10 protein-coding genes are annotated in these 15,019 nt (G+C 61.3%); 8 read left to right on the top strand and 2 right to left on the bottom strand.

Features of this window, described 5'->3' with window-relative positions:
* Nucleotides 1-112 precede the first annotated feature (112 nt).
* The 5 genes from V8P77_RS06355 to exoR all read left to right on the top strand — a co-directional run bounded on the left by V8P77_RS06355 (nucleotide 113) and on the right by exoR (nucleotide 7,125).
* The gene (locus tag V8P77_RS06355) at nucleotides 113-982 is read left to right on the top strand and encodes a PopZ family protein (protein WP_335911300.1); all 870 of its coding nucleotides are present in this window, start codon (nucleotides 113-115) and stop codon (nucleotides 980-982) included.
* A 115-nt stretch (nucleotides 983-1,097) separates the two neighbouring features.
* Nucleotides 1,098-3,941, top strand: coding sequence for a valine--tRNA ligase (locus V8P77_RS06360; protein WP_335911301.1), 2,844 nt, complete (start codon nucleotides 1,098-1,100; stop codon nucleotides 3,939-3,941).
* A 400-nt stretch (nucleotides 3,942-4,341) separates the two neighbouring features.
* Nucleotides 4,342-5,610: an OmpP1/FadL family transporter gene (locus tag V8P77_RS06365; RefSeq protein WP_335911302.1), complete on the top strand. Its 1,269-nt coding sequence runs from the start codon at nucleotides 4,342-4,344 to the stop codon at nucleotides 5,608-5,610.
* A 227-nt stretch (nucleotides 5,611-5,837) separates the two neighbouring features.
* Nucleotides 5,838-6,308 carry a hypothetical protein gene (locus tag V8P77_RS06370; RefSeq protein WP_335911303.1) on the top strand — a complete coding sequence of 157 codons (471 nt, stop codon included), beginning with the start codon at nucleotides 5,838-5,840 and terminating at the stop codon, nucleotides 6,306-6,308.
* Nucleotides 6,309-6,327: 19 nt separating this feature from the next.
* Nucleotides 6,328-7,125, top strand: a complete 798-nt coding sequence (exoR, locus tag V8P77_RS06375; protein WP_335911304.1) for an exopolysaccharide production regulator ExoR — start codon at nucleotides 6,328-6,330, stop codon at nucleotides 7,123-7,125.
* 16 nt (nucleotides 7,126-7,141) lie between these two features.
* Here exoR and xth read toward each other — a convergent pair whose 3' ends face one another.
* Nucleotides 7,142-7,933, bottom strand: a complete 792-nt coding sequence (gene xth, locus V8P77_RS06380; protein WP_335911305.1) for an exodeoxyribonuclease III — start codon at nucleotides 7,931-7,933, stop codon at nucleotides 7,142-7,144.
* Between the two features lie 123 nt (nucleotides 7,934-8,056).
* Nucleotides 8,057-8,389: an iron-sulfur cluster insertion protein ErpA gene (gene erpA, locus V8P77_RS06385; protein WP_335911306.1), complete on the bottom strand. Its 333-nt coding sequence runs from the start codon at nucleotides 8,387-8,389 to the stop codon at nucleotides 8,057-8,059.
* Nucleotides 8,390-8,611: 222 nt separating this feature from the next.
* Between erpA and V8P77_RS06390 the strand changes: the two genes are divergently transcribed.
* From V8P77_RS06390 to V8P77_RS06400, 3 genes are all read left to right on the top strand, one after another.
* Nucleotides 8,612-9,829, top strand: coding sequence for a deoxyguanosinetriphosphate triphosphohydrolase (locus V8P77_RS06390; RefSeq protein ID WP_335911307.1), 1,218 nt, complete (start codon nucleotides 8,612-8,614; stop codon nucleotides 9,827-9,829).
* 65 nt (nucleotides 9,830-9,894) lie between these two features.
* Nucleotides 9,895-11,652 (top strand): arginine--tRNA ligase, encoded by a 1,758-nt coding sequence (gene argS / locus V8P77_RS06395; protein WP_065279720.1) that lies wholly within the window; start codon nucleotides 9,895-9,897, stop codon nucleotides 11,650-11,652.
* 62 nt (nucleotides 11,653-11,714) lie between these two features.
* Entirely contained in the window at nucleotides 11,715-14,954 is a 3,240-nt protein-coding gene (locus tag V8P77_RS06400) for an SPOR domain-containing protein (RefSeq protein WP_335911308.1), read from the top strand.
* The last annotated feature ends 65 nt before the right edge of the window (nucleotides 14,955-15,019 follow it).

A 15,019-nucleotide genomic window follows, 5' to 3' on the forward strand; every position in this document is an offset into this window, starting at 1 on the left:
ATTCATTTGATTCGCGATGATTTTTTTCACGCTTGGGGTATTCTAAGGTCGTGGTGATTCGGATGAACGCTCCACACCATCCGGTCGTTGTTTTGGGATAACGGGGATAGAAATGGCTCAGCCAAGTGTAGCGCGTGAACCGTCCATGGAAGAAATTCTGGCGTCCATCCGTCAGATTATCGAAAGCAATGAGCCCGGCGCCGGCAAGGCGATTTCCGCGTCCCTGCCGCCGGTCTACGGCGCCGACGAGGATGACAATGGCTCCGAAATTCATCTGACGGTCGACGATACCTATGCCGGCGTGGAATTCCCCGAACCGGTCATGCGCTCCTCCGATCCGCGTTTCGTCGCCGCCAATTCGGCCGGCACCGCCCCCGAAGCAGAAGTTCCGGCCCGCGCTCTGTCGCTTGCCGATGTCGCCGCCCGTGTGCGCGCCGCCTCCGAGCGCAGCGCCGTGCAAGCCGGTCAGGCCCTGCGCGAAATTCCGAGCGGCTTCCGTCAGCCCGAACCGCAGCCTGCCGTGACGCCGGAACCGCCGCGCGCCGCGGCACCGCAGCCGCAGCCGGCACAGCCTGTTTTCCCGGATGCCGCAGCGCCCATCCAGCCTCCTGCGATCCAGCAGCCGGCCGAGCCGGTGTTTACGGAAACGCAAAGGGTTGTCGTCGCCGAGCCTGCGCCTGCCGTCGAAACAGCGCTGCCGGCCATGGAACCTGCCCAGTCGTCGACCGAGCATTTCCTGCCGAGCGTCATAGACGAGGTCCAGCCGACGCTGCTTTCGGAGGATGCCGGCCTGCAGATCAGCCGCTCCTTCGAAGAGCTCGCCGCTGCGATCGACGGTGCCGAGCGCCGCTCGCTGGACGAGATCGCAGAGGACATGCTGCGCCCGATGCTGCGTGAGTGGCTCGATGATAATCTGCCGACACTGGTCGAGCGGTTGGTGCGCGAGGAAATCGAGCGCGTGGCGCGCGGCCCGCGCCGCTGATCGGATTGCTTTTTCCTGAAAAGCCGCTCCGGTCTCCGGGGCGGCTTTTTTATTGACTTGGCCGTGACCATCCTATTTACAAACGCCACCCTCGAACCTCGAAATTGGTCAGAAAATGCTCGACAAGACCTATGATTCCGCTGCCGTCGAACCGAAAATCGCCGCGTTATGGGATGAGGCGGACGCTTTCCGCGCCGGCGCGAACGCCAAAGCCGGGGCCGAGACCTTCACCATCGTGATCCCGCCGCCGAATGTCACCGGTTCGCTGCACATGGGCCACGCGCTGAACAACACGCTGCAGGACATACTGGTGCGCTTCGAGCGCATGCGCGGCAAGGACGTGCTCTGGCAGCCGGGCATGGACCACGCCGGCATCGCCACGCAGATGGTCGTCGAGCGTAAGCTGATGGAACAGCAGCTGCCGGGCCGCCGCGACTTGGGCCGCGAAGCCTTCATCGACAAGATTTGGGAGTGGAAGGCGGAATCGGGCGGCCTGATCTTCAACCAGCTGAAGCGTCTTGGTGCGTCATGCGACTGGTCGCGCGAACGTTTCACCATGGACGAGGGCCTGTCGAAGGCGGTTATCGAGGTTTTCGTCACCCTCTACAAGGAAGGTCTGATTTACAAGGACAAGCGCCTGGTCAATTGGGATCCGAAGCTGCTGACGGCGATTTCCGATATCGAAGTCGAACAGCACGAGGTCAAGGGCAATCTCTGGCACCTGCGCTATCCGCTGGAAAAGGGCGTAACCTACCAATACCCGATTGCATTCGATGAGGAAGGCAAGCCGACCGAATTCGAGACGCGCGATTATGTGGTCGTCGCAACGACACGACCGGAGACCATGCTGGGCGATACCGGTGTTGCCGTCAATCCGAAGGACGAACGCTATCAGGGCATTGTCGGCAAGCATGTCATTCTGCCGATCGTCGGCCGCAGAATTCCGATCGTTGCTGACGATTATGCCGATCCGGCTGCCGGCACCGGCGCGGTGAAGATAACGCCCGCGCACGATTTCAACGACTTCGACGTCGGCAAGCGGGCAGGTCTTCGCGTCATCAACATCATGAACGGCGACGGCACGATCACCATCAAGGACAATGAGGATTTCCTCGAAGGCCTCGACAATCCGGCGGCGCTGCATGGCGCCTGGGATCGCCTGGAAGGCCAGGACCGTTTCTATGCGCGCAAGGTCATCGTCGAGATTTTCGAAGAGGCGGGCCTCGTCGACAAGATCGAGCCGCACAAGCACATGGTCCCGCACGGCGACCGCGGCGGCGTGCCGATCGAACCGCGGCTGACCGAACAGTGGTACGTCGATGCAAAGACGCTCGCCGAACCGGCGATCGCCTCGGTCCGCGAAGGTCGCACCAGGATGGTGCCGAAGAGCTGGGACAAGACCTATTACGAATGGATGGAAAACATCCAGCCCTGGTGTATCTCCCGTCAGCTCTGGTGGGGTCACCAGATCCCCGCCTGGTACGGCCCGGACGGCCAGGTCTTCGTCGAAAAGACCGAGGAAGAGGCGCTGCAGGCGGCGATCCAGCACTACCTTTCGCACGAGGGGCCGATGAAGGCCTATGTCGAGGACCTGCTTGAAAACTTCAAGCCGGGCGAGATACTGACGCGTGACGAGGACGTGCTCGACACGTGGTTCTCCTCAGCACTCTGGCCTTTCTCGACGCTCGGCTGGCCGGACGAGACGCCCGAACTGGCGCGTTATTACCCGACCAACGTTCTCGTCACCGGCTTCGATATCATCTTCTTCTGGGTTGCCCGCATGATGATGATGGGCCTGCACTTCATGAAGGATGAGGACGGCGAACCCGTCGAGCCGTTCCAGACCGTCTATGTCCACGCGCTGGTGCGCGACAAGAATGGGCAGAAGATGTCGAAATCGAAGGGCAACGTCATCGATCCCCTCGAACTGATCGACGAATACGGTGCCGACGCGCTGCGGTTTACCCTGGCGATCATGGCGGCGCAGGGCCGGGACGTGAAGCTCGATCCGGCCCGCATCGCCGGCTACCGCAATTTCGGCACCAAGCTCTGGAACGCCACACGCTTCGCCGAGATGAACGGCGCGAAGAGCGACCCGCATTTCGTGCCCGAAGCCGCCGAGCTCACCATCAATCGCTGGATTCTGACGGAACTTGCCCGTACGGAACGTGACGTTACGGAAGCACTCGAAGCCTTCCGCTTCAACGATGCTGCCGGCGCGCTCTACCGCTTCGTCTGGAACGAGGTCTGCGACTGGTATCTCGAACTGTTGAAGCCGGTCTTCAATGGTGAGGACGAGGGCGCCAAGGCGGAAGCCCAGGCTTGCAGCGCCTATATTCTCGAAGAGATCTACAAGCTGCTGCATCCCTTCATGCCCTTCATGACCGAAGAGCTTTGGGCCCATACCGCAGGCGAAGGCAAAGAGCGCGACACATTGGTCTGCCACGCCGAATGGCCGGCGCCGTCTTATGCCGATGACGGGGCCGCCGACGAAATCAACTGGCTGATCGACCTCGTCTCCGGCATCCGCTCGGTGCGCGCTGAAATGAATGTGCCGCCATCGGCGACAGCCCCGCTTGTCGTCGTCAAGGCCAACAACCTGACGCGTGAACGGCTGTTCCGCCACGATGCCGCCATCAAACGGCTTGCGCGCGTCGAGGCGATATCGCTGGCTGATGATGCGCCCAAGGGTGCCGCTCAGATCGTCATCGCCGAGGCCACCATCTGCCTGCCGCTCGGCAATCTGATCGACCTTTCCGCCGAAAAGGCTCGTCTGGAAAAAGCGATTGCCAAGATGGAAGGCGAGATCTCCCGCATCGACGGCAAGCTCTCCAACGAGAAGTTCGTCGCCAACGCCAATCCCGAAGTGGTCGAGGCCGAGCGCGATCGTCTCGATGAACTGAAGGGTCAGATCGCAAGCCTGAGGATCGCTCTTTCCAGGGTGAGCGAAGCCGGGTAAGTTTCGTCGACCCGTTTTGGTAAGTTATTTCAAAGACGCGCCCTTTGCGGGGGCGCGTCTTTTTGTGTCGTTCTGGGCGTGATTCTGTCGCGAACGCGGCTGGTTTTAGGCGCCGAGCCTGTGGATTGTGGCTTTGTCAGTATCCGTTCGGCGAAAACTGTCACTGTTGTCTGATTGATACAGTTTCTGGAATGCTTGGAACGAAAACCCAAAAACCCATCTCAAAATCAATTGCTCTGGAATAAAATTTTATTAACCAGGTTTTTTGACGTGTCCGTCAATTTGTTTACGTAAGTTCGCCGTTGCAATGCCTGGGAGCGCTGCCGTGGGGCGCGTTGCCATATCGAGCGAACGCTTACTAAAGTGGCGTCACATCAATTGCTGGAGTGGGGGAGACACAATGGCATCGCGTAGGTTTTCCAAGGGCGTAACGTCGCTCGTTCTTTTTTCGTCGCTTGCATCGCCGTCCTTCGCCGGCGGTCTGGAGCGCGGCGGATACAATATCGACCTTCTCTTCGACAATTCGAGGTTCGCTGTCCAGTCCGGCGCGACCTTTGTCATGCCGCAGCGCAAGCTGAAAAATGTCAGGGATACCGATGCCACCGATGGCCTCGGCACGAACGGCATTGGCGGCGGTTCGACCACGGCGGATGATACCGAGGACTACTGGATCCCCTATCTCGGGGTGAAAGTCGGTTTCGGCGATGCCATCGACTGTATGGGCGATTTTTCGACACCCTTCGGCGCACATACCAATCCCGGCGCTGACTGGTTGGGCGTCAACGACAACATCGAAACCAAGATCAGCACCCGCAACTATGGCGCCACCTGCTCCTATCGTTTCGATATGGGGCCTGGCCAGCTCCGCCTGATCGGCGGCGGCTTCTATCAGACGGTCGAAGGTTTCAAGACACGCCTCGTCGCGCCGATCCCAGGGGCGGCCGCGCTGGTCTATGACGGCACCGGTCGTCTGGACCTTGCCGACCAGGCCATGGGATGGCGGGCGGGCATCGCCTACGAAATCGAGGAATATGCCTTCCGCGCCAGCCTGGTCTACAACAGCAAGGTCAAATATGACAATCTTACCGGCACGGTCGACCTGACCGAGGTGCCGGCGAATCCCGCCAATCCCTACCTCGGCGTCGTTACGCCGGTCTACGGTTCGGCCGAAGCGCCCGATTCTGTGGAATTGAAATTGCAGAGCGGCATTGCGCCCGATTGGCTTGCCTTCGGTTCCGTCAAGTGGACGAACTGGAGCGTGCTGCAGTCGATCGCCTTCTGCCCGAAGGCCAACAAGGGCGTCGTCGCCTGCGGCGCCGGCAGCCAACTCACCTCGCTCGATCTCTTCTACCGCGACGGTTGGACGATCAGCGGCGGCGTTGGCCACAAGTTCAACGAACAATGGGCCGGCGCCCTCAGCCTGACCTGGGATCGAGGCACGAGCCAGGGCTACGGCGCCCAGACCGACACATGGACGCTCGGCGCGGGTGTCTCCTATACGCCGGTGGAGAATGTCGAGTGGCGTCTGGCCGGCGCGCTCGGCATCATGACCGGCGGGGAATCCGGCACCTACGTCTATAATGGCCGGACCTACGGCAACGACGTCTCCTATTCCTTTGGCGACGATCTGTTGGCGGCCCTTTCCACCAGCGTAAAGGTCAAGTTCTGATCTTGCAGCCCAAGTAGAAGTCTTAGAGCCCGGCAGTTTGCCGGGCTTTTCTTTGGGCGCCGCAAGACAAATCGACGTTCCAATTTGTGACGATTCAGCAACACATTTTTACGACGTTTGGCGTATGGTGGTGGTGGGGCGAATTTGTCCATTTCCCGCCACAAAGAGGGCGCAGCGATATTTGCGGGTGAGGAAATGGCAGGCGTACGGTGCGTGTAAATAGTAGCATGGGTCGATTTTTTTCCGGGTACATCAGATCGTACGGCGCGATTGGCGACATTCGTTTGATTACGGTTGTTTCGCTTTCCGAACAAGGCTGTTCCGGCCGCCAATCCGGCCTCGCGATGAAGTCGTTGATCCGTTCATTGTCGCTGTTTTCGACCCGCTCGGATGAGCAGCCCGGCTTTGCCGGAAAGGTCGATACCGGTTTCGTCACATTTACTGTTTACGAATGCGATAAAGGCGGGAAGGCGGATGCCGCACCTGCCGAAAGAGTGCCACGGAGATTGCAGTCGAGCCATGCCGGGAGCCGGGTGGTTCTGAAGGATGGGCTGAGAATATCGCCTTTGAGAAAAGGCCAGTGGGCTGGATGCGACGCGGGTAAAGGAGCCATGGAGCTCGCCGCGGGATCGCTCGCCTCGAAGAAATACATCCGCGGGATGCACGGCATGAGCGCCGTTGCCGCCTGCCTGGGATGAGCGAAAGAAATCGGTTGAAATGGTGACGTCCGAGTTCAAACTGTTCAAATTCATGCTGGTGGGCATGTCTATAGCGCTGGCGCTGTCCGGTCCGTGCCGCGCATTCGACATCAAAGGTGGCGTCAGCAAGGAATCCGGACCCTTCGATCTCTTCAAGTTCGGCTTCAAGGCCTATAAGAACGGCCAGAAGGAAGAGGCGGTCGAAGCCTATAAATACGCCGCCGAAAAAGGGCATACCGGCTCGCGCTGGGCGCTCGCCAACATGTATGCCGATGGCGACGGTGTCACGCAGGACGATTTCGAAGCCTTCAAGATCTACAGCGAGATCGCCCAGCAGGGTGTCGAACCCGGCTCCGAAGATACCGGCTTCTTCGTCAACGCGCTGCTCTCGCTCGCCAACTATTACAAGCACGGCATCGCCGGCAGTCCGGTCAGGACCGACCTCAGCCAGGCGCGCCAGCTTTATTTTCAGGTGGCTTCCACCTTTGGCGTGCCCGAGGCGCAGTTCCAGCTGGCGCAGATGATGCTGGCCGGCGAGGGTGGCAATTCCAGCCCGCAGCAGGCGAAGAAATGGCTGAACCAGGCCCGCAAGAGCGGCCATCCCGGCGCCATGGCGGTCTTCGGCAATATTCTGTTCGACGAAGGCCAGACGGCCCGTGGTCTGGCGCTGATGACGGCGGCACTCGACCGCTGCAAGCCCAAGGACTGCGGCTGGATGGAAGCGCTGCAGGAGCAGGCCTTCTCGGTTGCAAACGAGTCCGACCGCCGCACAGCGGTATCGCTGTCGCACACCATCGCGAGCGGTACCGACGACTGAGGCTGGGCGGAAGGCCTCAGCCCGCGAAATCGAAATAGGCGATGACAGGCACGTGGTCGGACGGCTTTTCCCAGGCCCGCACATGTTTTTCGATCGCAGCCGACGTCATCCGGTCGGCAGCTTCCGGCGACAGCAGCAGATGGTCGATGCGGATACCGTTGTTCTTCGGCCAGGCGCCGGCCTGATAATCCCAGAAGGAATAGAACTGCGTCGCATCCGTCGTGGCGCGCACCGCATCCGTCAACCCGAGATTTTCGAGCCGGCGGAAAGCCGCCCGCGTCTGCGGCAGAAATAGCGCGTCGTTTTCCCAGACCTTGGGATCGAAGCAGTCGTGCGGTTCCGGGATGACGTTGTAATCGCCGGCAAGGACCAGCACTTCCTCGTAGGCCAGCCGTTCGGCGGCGAACGTCCGCAGGCGCTCCATCCAGGCGAGCTTGTAGGGATATTTCTCCGTTTCGATGGGATTGCCGTTCGGCAGGTAGATACAGCAGACGCGCAGGATGCGCGTGTCGGACAGAGTGAACGCCGCTTCGAGGAAACGCGCCTGTTCGTCCAGCGGATCGCCGGGCAGGCCGCGGTTCACTTCGAAAGGTGAACTCTTGGAGAGGATCGCCACGCCGTTGAAGCCCTTCTGACCGTGTGTCTCGACGTGATAGCCGAGCGCCTCGATCTCCAGCCGCGGGAAACCCTCGTCGACCGTCTTGATCTCCTGCAGGCAGACGATATGCGGATCGGAATCCTTGAGCCATTGCGTGAGATTGTCGATGCGCGCTTTGACGCCGTTGATGTTCCAAGTCGCGATCTTCATCTCTTCGCCCTGTTCGCTTCGTGCGCTTCTTTTATCTCGGTCTTTGATCACCGGACAAGACGATAAACCGGCCGGAAGAAATTCTTCGGCCGGTTCGTGGGAGAATGTTATGAGTTCAGGCGTTCAGATCGAGAAGCTGGTGCCGCAGCCGCAGCTTGCCACCGCGTTCGGGTTCTTGATCTGGAAGGATTGGCCAAGCAGATTGTCGACGAAGTCGATCTCCGAGCCCGCCATATAGGCGAGCGAAAGGCTGTCGATCAACACTTTGGCATCGTTCTTTTCGACGATGATGTCGTCGTCGCCGGCGCTGTCGGCAAGGTCGAACTTGTAGGAAAAGCCCGAACAGCCGCCGCCTTCGACCGAAACGCGCAAGGCGCTCTTGCCGGCTTCGGCGCCGACGATCGCAGCGATACGCTTTGCCGCGGCATCTGAAAGGGTTACACTCGTATCCGTCATGTTTCCTCCTGCCGGGGTCAAGATCCGGAGAGAATGGGTTTTGGCACTTGAACGTTCAAATGCCTGATATCAAAGAAACTTACCATGATATTCGCGAAAAGGCGATGATGCGCCGAAGCGGTTAAGAAAGCGCCTCTTTGCCGTTTCATCGGGCTATAGGTATGAAGAGCGTCAAGCGGCGTCAATGGGCAGATGCGGCAACATGCAGGATGACGGTGAAGAATGACGATCGATACGCGTGCTTTGGGTTTCGGCAGCAGTGAGAGGGCGGTCTATGCGGCCGACCCCTGGACGACGCGCGGGCGGCTCTATCAGGAGGACGAAAGCCCGACGCGCTCCGATTTCCAGCGCGACCGCGACCGCATCGTCCACACCACCGCCTTCCGCCGGCTGAAGCACAAGACCCAGGTCTTCATCGCCCAGGACGGCGATCATTACCGCACCCGGCTGACGCATACGATCGAGGTGGCCCAGATCGCCCGCGCGCTTGCCCGCGCCCTAAAGCTCGACGAGGATTTGGCCGAAGGCGTGGCGCTCGTGCACGATTTCGGCCATACGCCGTTCGGTCATACCGGCGAGGACGCGCTGCACGAGGTGCTGCTGCCCTATGGCGGCTTCGATCACAATGCCCAATCGCTGCGCATCGTGACCAAACTGGAGAGGCGTTATGCCGAATTCGACGGCATCAACCTGACCTGGGAAAGCCTCGAAGGTCTCGTCAAGCACAATGGTCCGCTTCTGACGGCTGATGGAGTCGGCACCCGCGGTCCGGTTCCGCAGCCGATCCTCGATTATTGCGAGCTGCACGATCTCGAGCTTGCAACCTTTGCCAGCCTTGAAGCCCAGGTCGCGGCGATCGCCGACGACATCGCCTATAATACCCACGATATCGACGACGGCCTGCGCTCCGGTTACCTGACTTTCGACATGCTGGAGGAAATCCCGTTTCTTGCCGGGCTGATGGCCGAGGTGAGGGAGCGATATCCGCATCTGGAGCCGAGCCGTTTCACCCATGAGATCATGCGCCGCCAGATTACCCGCATGGTCGAAGACGTGATCGGCGTGGCGCAGCAGCGCCTGTCGGTCCTCCGCCCTGAGAATGCGGCCGACATCCGCGCTGCCGACCGGGTTATCGCCACCTTTTCCAAGGGAATGGCCGAGACTGACAGGCAGATCAAGGCCATGCTCTTCAAGCACATCTACCGCAATCCCGATATCATGCGCATCCGTGCCGGTGCCGCCCAGATCGTCACCGATCTCTTTGCCGCCTACATGGCCAATCCCAAGGAGATGCAAAGCCATTACTGGGTCGATCATATCGCCGGCCTGTCCGATGCGCCGAAGGCCCGCCATGTCGGCGATTATCTCGCCGGCATGACCGACACATATGCGATCAGCGCCCACAGGCGGTTGTTTGACCACACTCCGGATTTGCGATAGGCAGCGGTCGCCCACGCCGAGGGCCGATTTGAGCCTTTGGCACAGCCTATGCATGGAAGAGTGCGATGAACCTTTTTACCGACTTCGAAGCCAGGATCAAAACTGCCCTTGAACAGATCGATCTGGTCAGGGAAAAGCGATCCGAGCTCGATTTCGGCCGCATTACCGTCGAGCCGCCGCGTGACGCGAGCCATGGCGATGTCGCGACCAATGCCGCAATGGTGCTGGCAAAACCGCTCGGAACCAATCCGCGCGCGCTGGCCGACGTCATCATAGCCAAGCTCAAGGAGGATGCAGACGTCGCCGATGTCTCGGTCGCGGGTCCCGGCTTCATCAACATCCGTCTCGCCGTCGGCTACTGGCAGCGGCTCCTCGCCTCGATGATCGGCGCCGGCACCGATTACGGCCGCTCGACGCTCGGCGAGGGCAAGAAGGTCAATGTCGAATATGTTTCGGCCAATCCGACCGGCCCTATGCATGTCGGCCATTGCCGAGGCGCCGTCGTCGGCGACGCGCTTGCCAACCTGCTCGCTTTTGCCGGTTACGGCGTCGAGAAGGAATATTACATCAACGATGCCGGCTCGCAGATTGACGTGCTCGCCCGTTCCGTCTTCCTGCGCTATCGCGAAGCGCTCGGCGAAAAGATCGGCGAAATCCCCTCGGGTCTCTATCCCGGCGACTATCTCGTGCCCGTCGGCCAGTCGCTTGCCGCCGATTATGGCGTGCGGCTGCACAACATGCCGGAAGACCAATGGATGCCGATCGTCAAGGATCGCACCATCGATGCGATGATGGTGATGATCCGTGAGGATCTGGCGGCTCTGAACGTCCATCACGACGTCTTCTTCTCCGAACGCACCCTGCATGCCAATGTTGCAGCTGCGATCCGCACGGCGATCAACGACCTGACCTTCAAGGGCTATGTCTACAAGGGCACGCTGCCGCCGCCGAAGGGCCAGCTTCCCGAGGACTGGGAAGATCGCGAACAGACATTGTTCCGTTCGACCGAGGTGGGCGACGATATCGACCGGCCGCTGATCAAGTCGGACGGTTCCTACACCTATTTCGCCGCCGACGTCGCTTACTTCAAGAACAAGTTCGACCGCGGTTTCGACGAGATGATCTATGTGCTCGGCGCCGACCACGGCGGCTACGTCAAGCGTCTGGAAGCGGTTGCACGCGGTGTTTCGGATGGTAAGGCGAAGCTGACGGTACTGCTCTGCCAACTCGTCAAGCTCTATCGCAACGGCGAGCCGGTGAAGATGTCGAAACGCTCGGGCGATTTCGTCACGCTTCGGGACGTCGTCGAAGAAGTCGGCCGTGATTCGGTCCGGTTTATGATGCTCTATCGCAAGAATTCCGAGCCGCTCGACTTCGATTTCGCCAAAGTGACGGAACAGTCGAAAGATAATCCTGTTTTTTATGTGCAGTATGCGCATGCTCGCTGCATGTCGGTCTTCCGGCAGGCGAGGGAGGCTTTTCCCGACCTCGATGTCTCCCACGAGAAACTGGCGAAAACCGTTGCAGGCATTGGCGATCCGGCCGAATTGCAGCTTGTCGCCAAGCTCGCTGAATTCCCGCGTATCGTCGAGGCGGCGGCCCAGTCGCAGGAGCCGCATCGTATCGCTTTTTACCTCTACGACCTCGCCAGTTCCTTCCACGCGCACTGGAACAAAGGTAAAGATCAGCCGGAATTACGATTTGTTAATGATAAAAACCGAGAATCAAGTATTGCCAGACTTGGGCTGGTGTACGCCGTCGCGTCGGTTTTGAAGTCGGGACTTGCCATTACAGGCACTGCCGCACCGGACGAAATGCGATAACGTCACCATTTCCCCACAATGCGCTGGCATTTGAGCGTTGGCGTTTGCGAGTGGGAATAGGCATGGCTGATAAACAACTTGCGTATGATACGCGCGGAAAAAACGATCTGTTTGCCGACGATGATCCGTTGGCTGAACTTGCCCGTATCGTCGGCTTCGAGCCGCGTGTTGCGGCGAATACGGTGACGGAGACCGCACGGCGCGAGCCAGCCCTCGATCTCGAGGATGAGCTTGGGCGCGAGTTCGATCGCTACGATTCGCCACGTCCGCTCGCAGAGCTCGACCGGCCCGCCGAACCGATCTCTGATGACCTCACGCCTGAAGATTACGTCGAGCCCGTTCTCGATGCTTCTTCCGCTGCCGAACATGCGGAGGCTCCTGAGCCGGTTTCGGTTTCTGTCGTCGCTGTTGAGGCTGAAGAAGCTTTGCCCGACGCAGGAAGTGGGGACGCATCTGTCGCCGACTGGGCGGAGCAGCTTTCTCCCGAGCCCGACGCGTCGGTGCAATCGGCCTTCGGCGGTGCGCGCGACCTGATCGAGGAGCTTGAACTGTCGATCGGCGCAGCTCCGGTCTCTTCGCTGGCGCAGCCCACTAAGGCGCCGCAATGGTCGGCTGCCAGCATCAGGCTGCCGCTTGCCAATTTCCATGCCCCGAGGCGCGAGGAACCGGTTGTTTTGCCGGAGCCAGTGGTCGAAACGGTCGCCGCACCGGTTGCTGAAGCGCTATCCGCCGATCTTCCTGTGGTCGAGCCTCAACCTGTCATCGAGCCGTCGGCGCTTGTCGCCGCTGTCGAGCCTTCCGAGGAATTCGAATCCGCTTCTCCGTCACTTGGCTTTCCCGCCGAACTCGATCGCCATGATGAGGTGATCGCGCCGGAAGAGACCGCTGAGGCCGAAGAATTCGTCGAAGTCGAGGAAGAGCTGGAGGATTTCGGGCCCGAGGCCGGTTTCGATCTCATCGCCGCCGCCGTCGAAGGCGAGATCCAGGCCGATGCCGCGCTGACCGAGGTCGTGCCTGATGTTCCGCACACCGCCGGCACATTCGATCTCGACGATCTGCTCGCCGACGTCTCGCGTTATCCGGTCCCGCAACGTGCCAATCCGGCGCCCGTCTCGCCGCAACCCGCTTCGATCGAGGCAGCGCCCGTTCCGGCCGCTCCCGCCGCCGCACCTGTTCAGTCCGAGGTGATCGCGCCCGCACCGCTCGCCGTAGCACCCGTCCGGTCTGTCCCAGTCGAGCCGGCTCCGGTCTATGCGGCCGAAGCCGCAAGACCGATCGCGCCGCAGCTTGCCGAGGTCGGTACGCCTCAACCTGCCGCAGCGGCATATTCGCCGACGCCGCAGGCGGCACCGGAAGCCGACGACCCCTTCGCCGGCCATGATTTCGAGCTGGATCTTGCCGGCATCGAGCTGGAACTCACCGATCTCGATTTTTCCGAGCCGTCCGAGCCAGCACCGCAGCCTGAGCCGCCAGCCCCTGCTCCCCAGCAGGCCGCTGCCGTCGCTTCTCGGCCCGCTCCGGTTTTTGCTCCTGAGCGGCCGGCTCCTGCTTTTGAGCAGGCTGCTGCCGCTCCTGCACGGTCCGCTCCGGCCTTCGTTCCCGAGCCGCAGGCTCAAGCTCCGGCTCCGGCTTTCAACTGGACGCCTGTCTCCGAATCGACCGAAGACCTGCCATTCGATCCGGCGATGATCGCCGATCCGGAGGATCGTCCCGAGGCCGTCGACGACATGCACGTGCCGGCGCTGCCGCCGGTCGAGCAGCCCGCGCCGGTCGCGAAATCTGCGGATTTCGATTTCGATCTCGACGCCGAGATCGCCAGCTTCTTTGAACCGGCCAAACCGCGGCAAACGCCGACGCCGGTGCGGGATACGGCCGCCGCTGCTGCAAAGCCGGTCAAGCCCACCATCGCCGATGGCCTCGATGATTTCGAACGGGCGCTGGAGGAAGATTTCCGCCGCAGCGTGCGCGAGCCGGTCGAGCGCCGCGAGACCTCCGAGGTCCGCATTGAATCGGCAAGCCAAGCCGCCGATTTCAGCCGCGCCCGATCGATGCGCCAGTTGCTTGCCGGGGCCGTCGTGCTCGTGGTCTTTGCCGGCGTCGGTTATGGTGTCTATTCCTCCGTCTGGAACGGCGAGGGGCTCGGCATTGTCGCGTCCGGCGAACCGCGCGTGATCACCGCCGACAAAGAACCGGTCAAGGTCGTTCCGGAAAATCCTGGCGGCAAGACCGTGCCGAACCAGGATAAGGCCGTCTACGACCGCGTTGCGGGTTCTGCCGAAGAGCCGAAGCAGAAGGCGCTCGTTTCTTCCGATGAGGCGCCCGTCGATGTGGTCCAGCGCACGCTGACACCGGAAGCGCTGCCCGAGGACGACGAGAACGCCAGCGTCGACGATCAGGTCACGCCGACTGCGGTCGGTGAGACGGAGGATCCGCGTCTGCTGCCAACCCAGGACAACGCCGACAACGCTTCGGCAACCAACACTGACAAAACGCCGTCCGTTTCGCCGCGCAAGGTCCGCACGATGATCGTCAAGCCTGACGGTACGTTGGTCGCCCGCGAGGAACCGGCGCCCGTCGACGAGCCGACACAGTCTGCCCAGGCGACACAGTCTGCCCAGGTGACGCCCGCTGCCCAGCCGATGCCGCCGGCTCATCCGGCGTTGACGGCTCCGTCGACCTCGTCCGCGCAATCGACCCCGGCTGTACCTCCCGTCGGTGGAACGGCCGCAAGCTTCCCGGCAAGCGCCGAGGTTGCTTCCGCCGATGCGCGTTCTGCAGCCCCCGTCGAAACCGCGCCGGTGCAGCCGCCGCTCGCCGGCAGTGCCGACGCGCAGGCCGCAAACCCGGCTCCGGTCGCTCCGCCGGTGCGCCCGGTCAAGACCTCGGGGATTGCCGATACCGCTCCCATTCCGACCGCCCGTCCGGCCGACCAGCCCGTCAACGTCGTCGGCACCGTCACCGAGAAGGGCAATGTCCGCCCGCCTTCTCAGCAGCCGAAGACGACGGAGGTCGCGGCCGCAGCACCAGTCGCCGCAAAGCCGCAGCAGGCCGCATCCGCCGGCGGCTACGGCATCCAGATCGCCTCGCTGCCTTCGGAAGACGAGGCGACCAAATCCTATGCCAACCTGTCCAAGAAATTCGCCAGCGTGCTCGGCGGCCGCAGCCACGAGATCCGCAGGGCCGATATCGCCGGCAAGGGCACTTTCTACCGTGTCCGCATTCCGGCCGGTTCCAAGGATGAGGCCGCAGCACTCTGCGAACAGTATCGCGCGGCGGGTGGAAGCTGCCTGATCTCCAGGTAGGATCGCGTCTTTGAATATCGGAGCGGCGGGCCGGATCGGTTCCGCCGCTCTTTTTTGTGCATCGG

Origin of the sequence: Rhizobium aouanii (assembly GCF_037002925.1) — a bacterium.
GTDB lineage: Bacteria > Pseudomonadota > Alphaproteobacteria > Rhizobiales > Rhizobiaceae > Rhizobium > Rhizobium aouanii.

Excerpts from the sequence above, each read along its gene's own strand:
- exoR (WP_335911304.1), top strand. The coding sequence starts at position 6,328 with ATGGTGACGTCCGAGTTCAAACTGTTCAAATTCATGCTGGTGGGCATG.
- erpA (WP_335911306.1), bottom strand. The coding sequence starts at position 8,389 with ATGACGGATACGAGTGTAACCCTTTCAGATGCCGCGGCAAAGCGTATC.
- V8P77_RS06400 (WP_335911308.1), top strand. The coding sequence starts at position 11,715 with ATGGCTGATAAACAACTTGCGTATGATACGCGCGGAAAAAACGATCTG.
- V8P77_RS06360 (WP_335911301.1), top strand. The coding sequence starts at position 1,098 with ATGCTCGACAAGACCTATGATTCCGCTGCCGTCGAACCGAAAATCGCC.
- V8P77_RS06365 (WP_335911302.1), top strand. The coding sequence starts at position 4,342 with ATGGCATCGCGTAGGTTTTCCAAGGGCGTAACGTCGCTCGTTCTTTTT.
- xth (WP_335911305.1), bottom strand. The coding sequence starts at position 7,933 with ATGAAGATCGCGACTTGGAACATCAACGGCGTCAAAGCGCGCATCGAC.
- V8P77_RS06370 (WP_335911303.1), top strand. The coding sequence starts at position 5,838 with ATGGGTCGATTTTTTTCCGGGTACATCAGATCGTACGGCGCGATTGGC.
- V8P77_RS06355 (WP_335911300.1), top strand. The coding sequence starts at position 113 with ATGGCTCAGCCAAGTGTAGCGCGTGAACCGTCCATGGAAGAAATTCTG.
- argS (WP_065279720.1), top strand. The coding sequence starts at position 9,895 with ATGAACCTTTTTACCGACTTCGAAGCCAGGATCAAAACTGCCCTTGAA.
- V8P77_RS06390 (WP_335911307.1), top strand. The coding sequence starts at position 8,612 with ATGACGATCGATACGCGTGCTTTGGGTTTCGGCAGCAGTGAGAGGGCG.